The sequence below is a fragment of the Chryseobacterium artocarpi genome (genome assembly GCF_001684975.1).
GTDB classification, from domain to species: Bacteria; Bacteroidota; Bacteroidia; order Flavobacteriales; family Weeksellaceae; genus Chryseobacterium; species Chryseobacterium artocarpi.
This window is the reverse complement of record NZ_MAYH01000012.1, coordinates 574,621-590,547: the sequence shown is the minus strand read 5'-3', so window position 1 is coordinate 590,547 and position 15,927 is coordinate 574,621. Positions and strand designations below refer to the sequence as shown.

Genomic DNA, 15,927 nt, shown 5'->3' with positions numbered 1-15,927 from the left:
CAATTTAAAATTTTAAGACTGACTATTAATATGATGTCTGAAAATTAAAATCAAGCAAAAGATTAAACAAATTAACAATACAATTCAAATTTCAAAAAACGAAAAAGGATATGAGAAATTACTTAATAGAAGATTTACCACATTATTTTGAAGAATATAAAAAGTCTATTAAAAATCCGAAGAAATTCTGGGATAAAGTAGCAGATCAAAACTTCGTGTGGTACCAGAGATGGAGCAAAGTCGTTAAGTATGACATGAATGAAGCAAAGATTACATGGTTCAAAAACGCCAAGCTTAATATTACCAAAAACTGCATCGACAGACATCTTACCATAAGAGGAGAAAAAACAGCCATCATTTGGGAACCTAACGATCCAAAAGAAGAAGCACAACACATTTCCTACAACGAATTATATACCCGTGTCAACAAAACAGCCAATGTTTTACGCGATATGGGAATCGAAAAAGGAGACAGAGTTTGTATTTATCTTCCTATGATCCCTGAATTGGCAATTACGATGCTTGCCTGCGCCAAATTAGGAGCTGTACATTCCGTTATTTTTGCAGGATTCTCAGCTTCTGCCGTTTCTTCAAGAGTTAATGACTGTGAAGCTAAAATGGTTATTACCTCAGATGGAAGTTACAGAGGCAGCAAAGTTCTGGATCTGAAAAGCATTGTAGACGAAGCAGTTGAAAAAACGCCAACCGTAGAAAAAATACTTGTTGTAAAGAGAACTCACAACGAAATCAAAATGAAGGAAGGAAGAGATTATTGGCTAGCCGATCTTTATGAAAAAGCTTCACCAGATTTCGTTACGGTAATCATGGATTCTGAAGACCCTCTTTTCATCCTTTATACTTCAGGCTCTACAGGAAAACCTAAAGGAATGCTTCACACATGTGCCGGATACATGGTGTACACTGCTTATACTTTCAAAAATGTATTTAATTATAAAGAAAATGATATTTACTGGTGTACCGCTGACATCGGATGGATTACAGGACACTCCTATATCCTATACGGTCCGTTATTGAATGGTGCCACAACAGTAATCTTCGAAGGCGTACCTACTTATCCGGAGCCGGATCGTTTCTGGGAAGTTATCGAGAAACACAAAATTACGCAATTCTATACTGCTCCCACCGCAATACGTTCTTTAGCAAAAGAAAGCACGGAATGGGTAGACAAGCACGATCTGAGTTCATTAAAAGTCATCGGATCTGTAGGAGAACCTATCAACGATGAGGCATGGCACTGGTTTAATGATCATGTTGGAAAGAAAAAATGCCCAATCGTAGATACCTGGTGGCAAACTGAAACCGGAGGAATTATGATTTCTCCACTTCCGTTCGTTACTCCAACAAAACCAACTTATGCCACTTTACCTTTACCAGGGATCCAACCTGTTTTAATGGATGATAAGCGTAATGAAATTACAGGAAACCAGGTAACAGGAAACCTATGCATCCGTTTTCCATGGCCAGGAATTGCAAGAACAATCTGGGGCGATCATCAAAGATATAAGGAGACTTACTTTACAGCTTTCCCAGGCAAATATTTTACCGGTGACGGAGCTTTAAGAGATGAGGTAGGTTATTACAGAATTACCGGACGTGTGGATGATGTAATTATCGTTTCAGGTCATAATTTAGGAACGGCTCCAATTGAAGACAGTATCAATCAACACCCTGCTGTAGCAGAATCTGCAATTGTAGGATATCCGCATGATATTAAAGGAAACGCGTTGTATGGTTATGTAACACTTAAAGAAACCGGAGAAAGCCGTGATAAGGACAACCTTAAAAAAGAGATCAATCAATTGATCTCCGATCAGATAGGTCCTATTGCAAAACTTGATAAAATACAGTTCGTTTCAGGACTTCCGAAGACTCGTTCAGGAAAGATTATGCGTAGAATTCTGAGAAAAATTGCAGAAGGGGATTTCAGTAATTTTGGAGACATCAGTACACTATTGAATCCGGAAATTGTAGAAGAAATTAAAAACGAAAGAATTTAATTAAAAACAAATATCAAAATAAAGGACCGCTTCTATAATGAAGCGGTCTTTTTTATTGGTGCATACGTAATAAAGATTTTTCATCTAAAATAACTAGCAAACAAAGAGAAGAGACAAGCAAATGATGCGTATGAATAATCAGACTTAAAAAGAATTAATGGAATCTGTCCCATCTTTACTCCATTAACATATTTCATTGAGTATCTGAAACCTTCATTATAAAGACATTTTATATGTTCAGTCAAGAATAAAAGAGAATTTGCGAGACTGTTCATTCTACTTTATCCTTTCAGAATAATAAAAAAGTACAAAATAATCTAGCAATAATTAAAATCTACGTCATCCTCCAAATCTACGTGAGGATTAATGTAATCAATTTATAAAAGTAGAGTTAATCAGCATCAATAACCTTCATTATCCTTTTATTAGGACAATTGACAAATCCCGGATTAATCATATAAATTATTTAATTAACAAATTCAAACACCCGTTCAATAGATATTCTCAAATATTTTAACATTATTTTATAGATAAAATATTAATAGATAAATTTTATTGGATTAATATTAAAAAAATAAGAAAATTATTATTAACTTTAATCAGAACTTTAAAACCCATTAATTATGTCAAATATATTAGCTGGGCTATTTGAGCACCATAGCGATTACAAAAAGCTTGAAAATGATCTGGAAAACTCAGGATTCCCAAGTTCAGATTACATCATATACCTTAATAGTGACATGAGCGACGCTCAGTACCTGGCTAGCGTTGCCGTAAAAGATAGCAATCAGGCAGACAGTGCCCGGAGTATCTTTACACAAAATGCAGTCATAAAAACATATCTGTTTGAAAATATGAGCATTGACCAGGCAAATTACGATACTATTAAGAAGTATATTGACGCAAGAAACAAAGCCGAAATTCACAACAGCCCCGATATTAAAATCAAAACGGCAAGTGACGGCATGAACTCTGAAGTAAAATTCTAAATCAATATAAAATCTAATAACCGAATCCGTAGTAACCCTACGGATTTTTTATGTTTGAAAAAAGTAAAAATTTTCGTATTTTCGTTTAAATATAGGCATCTGCACAAATGAGTTACGATTTAGAACAAGAAAACAAAGAGATCCTTGCCAGATATAAGGATCTGATTTCTAACACATACAGAACGTTGGATGAGGAAAATAACAAACTCATCCGAAAAGCATTTGACATTGCGTTGGATGCTCATAAAGATCAAAGGAGAAAATCTGGGGAACCCTACATCTACCACCCTATCGCTGTAGCCAAAATTGTAGCGACAGAGATTGGTTTGGGCGCCACTTCCATTGCCTGTGCACTTTTGCATGACGTCATTGAAGACTCAGATTATACATACGAAGATCTTAAGAAAATCTTCGGTGAGAAAATCGCCAGTATTGTGAATGGATTGACCAAAATCTCCATCATGAATCATCAGAATATTTCTGTTCAGTCTGAAAATTACAGAAAGTTATTATTAACGTTATCTGAGGATTTCAGAGTGATTCTGATCAAAATTGCAGACCGTCTTCACAATATGAGAACGCTGGAAAGCATGGCACCCGATAAGCAGAAAAAAATTGCTTCAGAAACGGTGTATATCTATGCTCCTATGGCTCACCGTCTTGGTTTGTATAATATCAAATCAGAGCTTGAAGATCTTTCCCTAAAGTATAATAATCCTGAGGTTTATAACGAGATCACAGAGAAATTGGAACTTGCCAAAGAAAGCCGTGAAAGATATATTGAAGAATTCAAAACAGAAGTTTCGGAGAGACTTCGTGAAGAGGGATTAAATTTTAAAATCAAAGGACGTGCAAAAGCAATTTCTTCTATTTACAGGAAAATGCTTAAGCAGGGAGTTTCATTTGAAGAGGTTTTTGACAATTATGCAATCAGGATTATTTATAAATCCGATGCTAAAAATGAAAAATTTCTGGCTTGGAAGATCTATTCTATCGTTACCGATGTTTATCACAGTAATCCATCGAGGATGCGTGACTGGATTACACAGCCTCGTTCTACAGGATATGAAAGTTTGCATTTAACGGTTTTAGGTCCTGATAAAAAGTGGATTGAAGTACAGATTCGCTCAGAACGTATGGATGAAATCGCTGAAAAAGGAGTCGCTGCACATTATAAATATAAAGAAGGTTACAAGCAAAGCTCCGATGACCGTAATTTTGAAAAATGGGTTACCGAAATCCGTGAAGTACTTGAACAGCAGCAGAATCTTTCTACGTCTGAACTTTTGGACAATATTAAGCTTAATCTTTATTCAAAAGAGGTATTTGTATTTACTCCAAAGGGAGAAATTAAAATTTTACCCACCAATGCTACAGCTTTAGACTTTGCATTTTCTGTTCACTCCGATTTAGGAATGAAATGTTTAGGTGCTAAAATCAATGGAAAACTGGTTCCGATTTCTTATGTTCTTCAGAATGGAGATCAGATAGACATTCTCTCTTCTCAAAACCAGAAACCTAAATCCGACTGGCTGGAATTTGTGGTAACTTCAAAAGCAAAGTCTAAGATTAAAAGTTACCTGAATTCTCAGAAAAATCAGCTGGTAGAAGAAGGAAAAGAAATTTTACAAAGAAAGCTTCGTCATGCAAAAATCAATTTCAATGATGAAGAGATCAACAAGTTACAGAAGTTCTTTAATCTAAAATCATCTCAGGAACTATTTTTAAAATTCCAAAGTAACGAACTGGATGCGAGTAGTCTAAGAAAATACATTGAAAGTAAAAACGTATTTAACAATTTACTTTCAAGATTCAGAAAATCTCCTTCCAAAAATGTTCAATTCGAGGAACCGAAAGAGCAAAACCTTGACATGATCGTCTTCGGAAAAGATGAGGAAAAGCTGAATTACACCTATGCAAAATGCTGTACGGTAATTCCTGGAGATAAAATCTTCGGATTCATCACTATTTCCGACGGAATTAAAGTTCACAGTGACAACTGTCCAAATGCCATCAACCTTAGAGCACAATATGATTACCGTGTCATTCCTGCGAAATGGGTAAATGCAGAAAGCTTCAAAAACAGAGTAAAAATCGAAATTGAAGGTCTGGACAGAATGGGCATGATCAATGATATTACCACAGTGATCAGTGGAAGTATGGGAATGGATATGAAAAGTATGTCCATAGAATCCAATAATGGCGTTTTCACCGGAAACATCAATCTTGAAGTTAAGAATAAAGGTCAGCTTGAAGAAACCTTTAAAAAACTTAAAAGTATTAATGGAGTCTCAAGGGTGAGACGAGTACAATCATAAATATGAATTTATCACAATATTTTAAAAATTTTTTCAACAACAGTCAGGCATCAGGAATTATACTTATTTTCTGTGTGCTTATTTCATTACTTATTGCAAACTCATCAGCCGCAGAAAGCTTTCAGCACTTTTTGGATAAAGAAGTAGGAACTCATCTGTTTGGGCTTGAATATCCTGTCAGCATCTGGATTAATGATGGTCTGATGGCTGTTTTCTTTCTTTTGGTAGGACTTGAAATCAAAAGAGAACTTGTAGAAGGTGAACTTTCATCTTTTAAAAACGCCTCATTGCCTATTTTTGCAGCAGTGGGCGGAATGCTTGTTCCGGCTGTTATTTACAGTATTTTCAACACAGGAACAGAATATAGCAATGGCTGGGGAATCCCTATGGCTACAGATATAGCCTTTTCACTGGCAATTATTTCAATGCTGGGAAAAAAAATCCCGAATTCCATCAAAATATTTCTGGCTGCATTAGCTATTGTAGATGACTTGGGAGCAATTCTTGTTATTGCAATATTTTATACGGATCAGATCCATTGGACCTATCTTTTATTATCCTTTGGAGTAACTGCACTTTTATTTATTTTAAACTTTTTAAAAGTAACCAAAACAATATTTTATATTATTCCAGGGCTATTTTTATGGTACTTCCTGCATCATTCGGGGATTCACGCGACTATAGCAGGTGTTTTACTTGCGTTTTCCATTCCTACTAATGCATCTAATGTAGAAATTTCACCATTGGAAAAACTGGAACACCAGCTTCATATTCCGGTAAGCTTTTTAATCATGCCTATTTTTGCTTTAACGAATACCAATATTACTTTTTCAAGTGAAATGGTAGCCGGAGTTACAAGTACGTTAGGATTAGGTATTATTTTCGGTTTGGTTGTTGGAAAACTAGTTGGAATTAATCTATTCTCATTAATTGCTATTAAATTAAAGCTTAGTTCTTTACCTCAAAACAGTAACTGGACTCAGATGATCGGCGTAGGTCTACTTGCCGGAATTGGATTTACCATGTCTATTTTCATCGCATTACTTTCCTTTAAAGGCGAAATACTTATTCAGGATGAAGCTAAATTTGCGATTCTTATTGCCTCTTTTATTGCTGCTGTTTTAGGATTTACAATCTTAAGCTTAAGTTCGAAAGGAAATATTCCTGAAGAAGACTAAATTACACGCAAAAAATCAAACTTTACATAATAACATAAAGAATCGGGGAATCAATTTTATTGATTCCCCGATTCGTTTTTTAATATCCCTATCCCTTATCAAAGAGATTAATTTTTCTTATTGTTTTCCAGTTTTCTTTGGTGTTCTTCATCACTGTTAAAATCAGGTTCCGTGATCTGAGCGTGATACTCTATTGTTTCCTTTTGGATCTCATCGGAAAGCAATTTCTCTATTCTGAGTTTTCTGATCGCCATATTCAATTCGTTTCCGAATAACAGAAGATACACATTGACATTCACCCAAACCATCAATAAAATCATACTCCCAATAGACCCATAAAGAACGTTATAACGAGCAATATCTTTCACGTAAATTGCAAAAATATAAGTGGTAACCACAAATAATATCGTGGTAAGTATAGCCCCCGGAATAGCCTGTCTGAATCTGATAATTTTCACGGTTCCCAGCCAATAAAACAAGGTTAAAAGAATGAAATAAAACAACGGAAAAGATACAAACCCAATAATACTGGAAAGGTTATCTACCAGCCATGAAACATCATAGGCAGGGGTGAAAAGCTTCATTACAACCTCTGAATAATAAATCCCGAAAAGCGCCAGAAAAACAATCGTAATAAATCCAATTGTAATAAAAAATGAAAGAATAAATTCCTTTACATCACTTAGTTTTTCTTCTGTATTTTCATTGAATCCATTAATCAAAGAAAAAGTACCATTTGTTGCAAATATAAGTGCCAACACAATGGTCAAATTACTGATTCCCTTCATATTCGGGATGATGTTGGTTTCAATATATCCTCTCACATCCCCTTCCATATTGGATGGAAATACATTATGCATCAATACATCAAAGATATAAAACTGCAACTTGTCATAATGAGGCATATACGGCAATACAGAAAGAAGGAAGAGTATAAACGGAAACAAGCTTATGGTAAAGCTCCATGAAATAGCCGCTGCTTTTCTACCTATTTTTCCTTTGAAAATTCCGGAAATATAAATCTGAAACATCTGCCAAAGCGATATTCCCAATACAGGAATATGAATGTCATCAAAAAAATCTTGAATCTTCAAAATAAAATTAGGAACCTTTACACCCATCTATTTGCTTGTCTTTTTACAAAGGTAGGGGAATTAAATTAAATAGGCAGCAGGTTACGGATGATAGGTAACAGAGAAAGGATTGGAATATTAAACTTTAAAACCCTTATCTTTGCCACCTGAAATTTTTCACAATGCGAATCAGTTTACTTTGTATCGGTAAAACAGATGATAAGGAAATTACATCTTTGATCAATTATTATCTCAACCGTCTTCCCAAGCACTGGAATTTTGAAATCACAGAAATTCCCGATGTAAAAAATGCTAAAAATCTGTCCCCAGACCTTCTGAAAAAAGAAGAAGCTAAGTTATTCATGAATCACATTGATAAAAATGATCTTGTGGTAATTCTTGATGAAAAAGGAAAACAGTTTACCAGCCGTGAATTTTCTCAGAAAATAGATACCTGGATGAATTCCTCTGTGAAAAAAGTACACATTCTGATTGGAGGAGCTTATGGTTTTTCGGAAGATATTTACAGCAGAGCCAATGAAAAGATGTCCCTTTCTAAAATGACATTCACCCATCAGATGATCAGATTATTTATCGTTGAACAACTTTACAGAGCGGATCAGATTTTACAGGGAAAACCGTATCATAACGATTAAAAACAAATACCATCATCCGATTGATTATAAAATCACAGGATAATGGTAATAGAATAATTTTATTTAAAAAAGCAAATTAGTTTTTTAAACTGATTTGTCTTTTTGCTTCACCCACTACAAAAGCAACAGAGTTTGCAATATTAAAACTTCTGATAAGCTTTGACATCGGGATGGTTAAATGATTTTCAAACTGATCCAGTACTTCTTTACTCAATCCCACACTTTCCTTTCCGAATACCAGCCAGTCTCCATCCTGAAAATTATTTTCCAGATATGATTTTTCAGCATGAGAACTCATCAGGAAAACGCGCGACGGATCTGGAATACTTTTCACCCACTCCTCTACATTGGCATATTCAGTGACATCAAGATGTACCCAATAATCCAATCCGGAACGTTTTAAATTTTTATCATTAATTACAAATCCAAACGGATGAATTAAGTGCAATTTACACTCAGTTCCTACACACAATCTCCCGATATTACCTGTATTATTAGGAATTTCCGGTTCTACAAGAACAATGTTTAACATGTCTATTTACTTTACTGAATTAAAAAACAGCCAAAACTAACAATCTGTTGCATTCAGCTGCTTTTATGAATGATTAAAATAATGATGCTCAGGAAGTAAATTTCCATCTGTCATTATCTATATTATTTCTTGGTACATTTAGCGTAATAATCAGCCAGTATTGCTTTTTCATAGCCCAATACGACTGCTTTATCCAGATTTTCACAAGCTTCTTTTGGTTTCGCAGTATCAAATAAAATCAAAGCTTTCGTCACATAAGATTGGGAAAACTTTGCATCAATAGATATAGCTTTATTAATATCTGTAAGAGCTTCTTTATGTTTTTTCATTTTCAGGTAAACATCAGCACGCCCGTTGTACAGTAATGATTCCGGTTTCTCGGCAATAAGCTGATTATAATCTTTTAAAGCTCCTCCAAGATCACCGCTATTTTTTTTCAGATTTGCCAATCCCGTTTTTGCGAATACATTATCCGGTGCAAAAGTCAGAATTTGATTAAGATCTTTGATCGCAAGATCTTTTTTTCCCTGGCTGTCATATATTTTAGAACGGGTAAGATAGAAGTCTGGATTTTTATCATCAATCTGAAGCCCTTTTTCAATATATTCCAATGCTTTTGCTTTATTTCCTTTTTGGCTGTGTAATGAAGCAATATTTGCATATACAGGAGCCGATAAAGGATTGGTTTTTAAAGCTGATTCATAAGATTTAAAAGCAAGTGCTGTTTTTCCCAGTCTTCTTTGGGCTGTTCCCAGATTATTGTAATATTCAGATTGAAATTTCTGAATCTGTTCTTTTTCTGCCAGCTTGGAATATTGTTCTTCCGCGCACTTATAATCGGCTTTTTTAAAACATTCTTCTGCTTTTATTCTATCCTGAGCGAAAATGTTTAGTGAAAATCCAAGGGAAACTAAAAGTAATAAAGATTTTTTCATGAAGGTATATTTTGTTTGTTGATCACTTTTTTAGTGAGTGCACCAAATATCACTCCCAATAAAGATCCAACAAACGCCCCCACCAAAATATCAATCGGGAAATGCACTCCTAAATATATTCGGCTGTAGGAAACCACTATAGCCCACACAAATATAGCATATGGAAACCACTTGACCTTATTTTTCAGTATAATACTTAAAAAGGCTGCCAAAAAGAATGTATTGGAAGCATGAGCGGAATAAAATCCGAATTGCCCGCCACATTTTACAATTCTCATGTAATGCTCCAAGGTAGGGTCATGACATGGTCTTAACCTTGCCACACCATATTTGAAAACACTTGCCAGCTGATCTGAAACCGTTGCTCCAAGTGCGATAAATATAAGAATGAAAACTAAAGATCTTAGTTTATAATTTTTGTATAAAAAATAAAGGAATATAATATAAAGAGGAACCCAGATCCACGTACTGGAAATCAACATCCACAGCTGATCAAAAGCCGGATCCCCTAAATTGTTCAGGTACAGAAATACCTGTTTATCTTCCTGAATGATCTCCTCCATACTATCTGCTTACAGGTCCTTCGTAGGTTTCGTCGTCTACAGGCTTCGGTTTTGGAGGTTCGTTAGAAGCAACAGAATTATTAGGCTCTGTAAGAATATCCTTTTCAATATCCTTCATTGGATTAAAGTCTTTGGCTGCATCCTTCACCTTTTCAATCTCGCGCTTAATTTCTGAAACAGGATTATCTGTTTCTTTCATGATTTCAGTTTTGATATCCTCTACTGCTCCACGCATTTTTCTAACGCCTGCTCCTAAGTCACGCGCTATCTGAGGTAATTTATCCGGACCGAATAATACAACGATTGCCACTGCAATCAATGCCATTTCTCCAATGCTTAATTCCATGCTGTAAAATTACGAAAGATTATACATTTATTTACTGTAAACGAGAAATTTAAACAAATTTTAAGATTTATTGGTTATAGAAAGAATAGATATAGGTTTAAAATACTGTATATCAAACATATTAATAAGCTATCATCAATCATTCCATCAAAAGTTTAAAGAATTTAAAGCGAATAGAAATAATCGGATCTTTTCATCCTAGATTATGGGTAAAAAACTTATTATTTTCTTTTTACATTCCTAAAAGACAGCATTCACGACATAAAACATGCTAATTAACAAATAATTAATTCAAAACATTGAGAATTACTTAACTATTAAGTATATTTACTACACACAACCTAAATAAAATATTTATTATGAAAAAACTTGTTACCGGCTTTAAAATTCTAGCCGTATTATCGGTATTTGCGTTTCACAGTTGTAGTGATGAAAGTGATGAACTGTCTCGACAAGAAACCGTTCAGACTAAAATCACAACTGCTGATCTGAAAAAAGAAACAACCCCTATTTCTCAAGCCGTTCCTGGAGTTGTACAAACTCAATTGGATGAATCTCAAAAGAGTCTTGAAAAGTATCTGAAAAATGATTTACAAATTACCGGAATAAATGTAATAGGAAAGATTTCTACTGAAAAAGGAATTGAGCTTTCCAAAAATCTTATTACAGATAAAGACCAATTTATTGCATCTGGAAACGTAACGGAATCTTCTTCTGTAAAAGTGGGAAGAATTGGTGATCTATACACGGGTGATGATCTTATCCTTGCACAAAACGGATTAAAGGAGATGGCAATGGAAGAAATCAAAAACGGAACCAATGTAATGGAAGTTATCTGGACCAGCAAAACCGGAAAATTTACTACTCTTTGTTTTTATAATGATTCAGGAATTGTTTGGGATAATGTTCTGGGAGGATTGGTTATCATGGATACCAGAGGAGCCATTGAAGATTCCGCATCAGGGCAGGCAGCTGCAAGAGTAGCTTCTAAATGGTATAAACAATGGTGGACCGCAAACTGGCTTTGGGGTTCTAAAAGAGGTGAAATGGGATATCAGATCACGGTTTATTATACAGGGTCCACTGTTTCCAATACGGACGTGAATGACTGGGCTTATATCAGCCTTGGAAAAGCAAAAAGCGAAACTAAAATAACAAAAAGAACAGGTGCTTACGGACAATGCCAATATGCTTTAGGGCTTTGTACTCCTACCGGTTCTTTAAGCTTCAACTCCAGCAAATTTTCTATTTCTTTCTCAGGATTGGGAAGTAATATTGTGAACAACGGAGTAAAATCACTTTATCCTTAGTTTTTTCTAGAATATTAAGTTTTTAAAGAAGTAAAGGGAAGCTCATGGCTTCCCTTTATATATTTTACCAGGTAAATATTACTTGTTTTTCTTTTGCTTCAATATTTCTACAGCATTTTCTTTGAGTCCGAAAATATCTTGCAGCATTTTATACAGCTCAATATCATCCTCTATCTGAACTGATTCCTTTTCTCCGGTATTTTTTCTAATGTTCAGTGTATTTACACTAAAAGTATATCGTCTATCTTCATCCACTTTTGAAAGAATCAGATTATTCTTAAATCCAGAATCCGGATGGGTAGAAAGATACCAGTTCGCGATTTCAAGCTCAGGAAGTTCTACATCATCAAGGCTGAAACGATATACCGGCAGCCATTTTTCTCTCCATGTCCAAAGCGTGTATGAACTATTATTTTTTGAAATCTTAAACAATCCGTTGGGTGTCTGCTGTGGTTCTTCATTATGTAATAACAAAGGACTTGTAAGCGTTGCTGTTCCGAAACCACAATCTATCAGATAGATTTGATCATCCAGATTTACGGTTAACAATAGATGTGTTCTTGCCGCACTACTACTTTCTTCTCTTGTCCACACTACCCTGCCCAATCTAAGATCCACATTAAATCCCATAGATTTCAAAACCTCATGCAAAAGAAGATTCTGTTCATAACAATAACCTCCTCTTGAATCTATAACAAGCTTTTGAAAGATATCTTCTGTATTTAAAGAAGGAACAGTTCCTGTATAAGAATCAATATTTTCAAAAGGGATAAATTTTGGATGCAACTGATGGATTTGTTTTACATTCTCCATGTTCACTCTCCTATCTCCGGAATAATGAATCCTTTCAAAGTATTTTTCTAATTTCAAATTATCCATACTTTAAAGTTAGGAATAAATCTGTATTGGTTTAAATTTTTCCTTTCTTTTTAAATGCAGAGTAAGTGATCACTACGCTTAAAGACATCAATATGAATGCAAGAAAGAAAGGTGCTCCTGAAAACTTAAAAGGTGCTTCATCATGCGTGAAAAAGTAGAATAGATTCGTCATCATCGGAGGTCCGATAATGGAAGTTGCACTCATCAAACTCGTTAATGCTCCCTGAAGCTCTCCTTGTTCATTGGAAGGTACGCTTTTAGTGATGACAGATTGTAAAGCCGGTCCGCAGATTCCTCCTAAGCAATAAGGAACCAAAAAGGCAAACATCATCCATCCTTCAGAAGCAAAAGCAAACAACAACATTCCTATTGCATAAAGAGCCAAGCCATAATAGATACTTTTCTGCTCACCTAATCTCGGAGTTGTCCATCTGATGAGAAGCCCCTGAACCAATCCTACCAATAACCCGACAACCCCCAAAGAGATACCAACCATTCTTTCCGACCAGTTGAATTTATACATCGTAAAGAAACTCCAGTTACTTTGTACTGCGTGCCCTGCAATATAAATCAAAATAAGAGAAACAATAAGTCCTGAAATTTCCGGGTGTTTTCCTAAGAATTTAAATGATCCTATAGGATTTGCACGTTTCCAATCAAACTCCCTCCTTTTATCTTTATCCAAACTTTCAGGAAGAATAAAATATCCATAAAGGAAATTCAGCAAACACAATCCTGCCGCCGCATAGAAAGGAACTCTCGCTCCATAATGTCCAAGAACTCCACCAAGAACAGGTCCAATAATGAATCCGAGACCAAATGCAGCTCCTATCAGCCCAAAGTTCTTTGCACGGTCTTCATCGGTGGAAATATCGGCAATATATGCACTTGCAGTGGTAACACTCGCTCCGGTAATCCCTGCAATGACTCTTCCCAGAAACAACCACCAGATCGTAGGAGCCAACGCCAGAAAAATATAGTCTACGGCAAATCCGAAAAGTGAAATAAGAATAATAGGTCTGCGTCCATATTTATCACTAAGGTTTCCCACCAGCGGAGAAAAGATAAATTGAGTGAATGCATAAGCAAATCCCAGCCAACCACCATATTTTGCCGCTTCACTGATATCTGCATGAATCAATTCTTCAATTAATTTAGGAACCACCGGGATAATGATTCCCCATCCTGTGATATCAATTAGTAAGGTAATAAATATAAAGCCTATAGCTGCTTTTTTCTTTGAATTTTCCATGATGGTACAAAATTAATCAAATCTTAAAAATAATGGTTCTAAATTTCATTACATTAAACATATATAATATTGAACAACAGATTCATACTAAAAAAACACGCTTTTTATACATTTTAAACAATTTATTCAACTAACTGAAAATAAAAGTTATAACATGTTGTATTTTATCACTTTATAGACATACACATATAAGTACAATTCAAAATACAGGGAAAATACCTATATAACTTTAAACAATTTTAAGTATACTTGTTATTACAAAAAACACAAATTCGATGATCATTTATTACACCCAATTAGGGCAATCCCTTTCTGATCTCTGTAATGAAATACAGCTTGAAAATCCTGAATATTTAAGGGACTATCATAATCAAAACTGTTCTTTATCCGAACGATTTAAGGGGGATATTGCCCAGGGGATGAAAATTTATATTCCTTCATCACAGGAAATCCGTGAAATCAATAAGAAGATCAGAGACAACAGCCAAAGCTTTTATGATTTCCCAGCTAATGGGAAATTCCCTTTTGACTTTAAACTTTGGGAAGGTACTTATCAAATTACCCAGACTACCTATTCTGATAATACAGTCCTTGCAAAGTATGAAAACAAAGTAAGATTAAATCTTGAAGGGATTAAAGGTGAGTATTATCACTTTCTCTTTTCAGCATTTGACTTTAGAAAAAATGAAGACATTTCAGATTCCAAAGTGAACACCCTTGCAAAAATGTGCATAGAGGTTATCTATCCAATCCGATATATTATAGATACTGAAGGAAAGCTTATTGATATAGTACTGACAAGGAAAACAGAAGATATTGTTTCTGAATTGGATTCTATAAAGAACTTTTTTCCAGATCAATATTCCTCTGATTATATTGAAAAGATGAAAGGTATTATTGAAAATCCAGAAATCATTTCACGTAAGTTTAAAAATACATTATTTAACTCCTTTATGTTTAGTGCATTTTTCAGAACAAAATTAGGAAGCTGGAGAAGTTCAGATATTTATTATGATTTTTATCCTTGGATCTTTGATGCTCAACCGATACGATTTGAATTTCAAAACATATTATCATCTAAAGATATTGTGGATGATGAGAGAGTAAAGATTCAGCAAAAAGGTATTTCTATTGACAATCGAAATCTGGAAGGATTACACTTTACAGATTCCAAGTTTGATGAGAAAACAGATACAGAAAAGAAACCTATAGATTGTGAACATTTTGCAGAATATTTTTTTAATCGAGAAAATTTATCATTGTATAAAGTTGACACAAGATTCCAATATTTTGGGAATGAAAACATCAAAAGAGAAGACTTTTTATTAGAAAGAATTACGGATAGCTATTAAATTTAAAAACACAATACGATGTCAAAAAACACTTCCCCTCACGATGGTAAATATTTCGTGATCCAAAAAGGAAAAGCCCAATGTAATCAAGGGAATCAGTTTCCACAGTTTAAAGTAACCTCTCACCAGAAACATTATTGGAATAACAAAGAAGGACAAGCGGATTATTTAGCTGTTACAGAAGATGATCTACAATTCATACCATCTGGTCCTAGCTTTGGGCAGTGCAAGCTGAAACCAAGTTCAGGCGGTTATTTACCTTGTGCTTTTGCTCCAGCTGGAAAATGGCAAAAAGTCTATGAGAAAGTAAAGGTCATGAACAAAAGTTGTATTACGGAACTTTCTGAATTGATGTGTGCAACAGGAGGAAAAATAACGATAAAAGAACATGGGCAAGTTGCGGAGGTAACCCAGCAGAATGTTAGGAATGTAGATCTAAAACAGCAACAGAATATTAACCCGTTACTTGACTACAAAGAATTTCAGGATGAACAGGAAGAAGATGTAAACATCTGCCAATAAACAC

At 34.8% G+C, this 15,927-nt stretch carries 15 protein-coding genes; 8 read left to right on the top strand and 7 right to left on the bottom strand.

Annotated features, from left to right (window positions below):
• Positions 1-77: 77 nt before the first annotated feature.
• From acs to nhaA, 4 genes are all read left to right on the top strand, one after another.
• On the top strand, positions 78-2,018 hold the full coding sequence (acs, locus tag BBI01_RS07125) for an acetate--CoA ligase (RefSeq protein WP_262487285.1): 1,941 nt from the start codon (positions 78-80) through the stop codon (positions 2,016-2,018).
• A 623-nt stretch (positions 2,019-2,641) separates the two neighbouring features.
• Complete coding sequence (locus tag BBI01_RS07120) at positions 2,642-3,007, top strand: hypothetical protein (protein WP_065393977.1); 366 nt, start codon at positions 2,642-2,644, stop codon at positions 3,005-3,007.
• Positions 3,008-3,114: 107 nt separating this feature from the next.
• Positions 3,115-5,325 (top strand): RelA/SpoT family protein, encoded by a 2,211-nt coding sequence (locus BBI01_RS07115; RefSeq protein WP_065393976.1) that lies wholly within the window; start codon positions 3,115-3,117, stop codon positions 5,323-5,325.
• Positions 5,326-5,327: 2 nt separating this feature from the next.
• A complete protein-coding gene (gene nhaA / locus BBI01_RS07110) occupies positions 5,328-6,503 on the top strand; it encodes a Na+/H+ antiporter NhaA (RefSeq protein ID WP_065393975.1) in 1,176 nt (391 codons plus the stop codon).
• A 107-nt stretch (positions 6,504-6,610) separates the two neighbouring features.
• Here nhaA and BBI01_RS07105 read toward each other — a convergent pair whose 3' ends face one another.
• On the bottom strand, positions 6,611-7,624 hold the full coding sequence (locus tag BBI01_RS07105; RefSeq protein WP_065393974.1) for a YihY/virulence factor BrkB family protein: 1,014 nt from the start codon (positions 7,622-7,624) through the stop codon (positions 6,611-6,613).
• Between the two features lie 134 nt (positions 7,625-7,758).
• Here BBI01_RS07105 and BBI01_RS07100 point away from each other — a divergent pair, with 134 nt between their 5' ends.
• Positions 7,759-8,232 carry a 23S rRNA (pseudouridine(1915)-N(3))-methyltransferase RlmH gene (locus BBI01_RS07100; protein WP_065393973.1) on the top strand — a complete coding sequence of 158 codons (474 nt, stop codon included), beginning with the start codon at positions 7,759-7,761 and terminating at the stop codon, positions 8,230-8,232.
• 76 nt (positions 8,233-8,308) lie between these two features.
• Here the strand turns inward: BBI01_RS07100 and BBI01_RS07095 are convergent, their stop codons facing one another.
• From BBI01_RS07095 to BBI01_RS07080, 4 genes are all read right to left on the bottom strand, one after another.
• Positions 8,309-8,764: a tRNA (cytidine(34)-2'-O)-methyltransferase gene (locus BBI01_RS07095; RefSeq protein ID WP_065393972.1), complete on the bottom strand. Its 456-nt coding sequence runs from the start codon at positions 8,762-8,764 to the stop codon at positions 8,309-8,311.
• Between the two features lie 122 nt (positions 8,765-8,886).
• A complete protein-coding gene (locus tag BBI01_RS07090; RefSeq protein WP_065393971.1) occupies positions 8,887-9,699 on the bottom strand; it encodes a tetratricopeptide repeat protein in 813 nt (270 codons plus the stop codon).
• Positions 9,696-10,262, bottom strand: a complete 567-nt coding sequence (locus BBI01_RS07085; protein WP_065393970.1) for a phosphatase PAP2 family protein — start codon at positions 10,260-10,262, stop codon at positions 9,696-9,698. The genes BBI01_RS07090 and BBI01_RS07085 overlap by 4 nt, the downstream gene beginning before the upstream one ends.
• Position 10,263: 1 nt before the next feature.
• Complete coding sequence (locus BBI01_RS07080) at positions 10,264-10,608, bottom strand: Sec-independent protein translocase subunit TatA/TatB (protein WP_065393969.1); 345 nt, start codon at positions 10,606-10,608, stop codon at positions 10,264-10,266.
• Between the two features lie 359 nt (positions 10,609-10,967).
• On the opposite strand from BBI01_RS07080, the gene BBI01_RS07075 reads away from it, so the two are divergent.
• Positions 10,968-11,918 (top strand): hypothetical protein, encoded by a 951-nt coding sequence (locus BBI01_RS07075; protein ID WP_065393968.1) that lies wholly within the window; start codon positions 10,968-10,970, stop codon positions 11,916-11,918.
• A gap of 78 nt (positions 11,919-11,996) precedes the next feature.
• Here the strand turns inward: BBI01_RS07075 and BBI01_RS07070 are convergent, their stop codons facing one another.
• Both BBI01_RS07070 and BBI01_RS07065 read right to left on the bottom strand, forming a co-directional pair.
• A complete protein-coding gene (locus tag BBI01_RS07070) occupies positions 11,997-12,797 on the bottom strand; it encodes an arylamine N-acetyltransferase family protein (RefSeq protein ID WP_065393967.1) in 801 nt (266 codons plus the stop codon).
• Between the two features lie 31 nt (positions 12,798-12,828).
• Positions 12,829-14,049, bottom strand: coding sequence for a TCR/Tet family MFS transporter (locus BBI01_RS07065; RefSeq protein WP_065393966.1), 1,221 nt, complete (start codon positions 14,047-14,049; stop codon positions 12,829-12,831).
• A 275-nt stretch (positions 14,050-14,324) separates the two neighbouring features.
• Between BBI01_RS07065 and BBI01_RS07060 the strand changes: the two genes are divergently transcribed.
• Both BBI01_RS07060 and BBI01_RS07055 read left to right on the top strand, forming a co-directional pair.
• Positions 14,325-15,401, top strand: coding sequence for a hypothetical protein (locus BBI01_RS07060; RefSeq protein WP_065393965.1), 1,077 nt, complete (start codon positions 14,325-14,327; stop codon positions 15,399-15,401).
• 18 nt (positions 15,402-15,419) lie between these two features.
• Positions 15,420-15,923 carry a DUF4280 domain-containing protein gene (locus BBI01_RS07055; protein ID WP_065393964.1) on the top strand — a complete coding sequence of 168 codons (504 nt, stop codon included), beginning with the start codon at positions 15,420-15,422 and terminating at the stop codon, positions 15,921-15,923.
• The last annotated feature ends 4 nt before the right edge of the window (positions 15,924-15,927 follow it).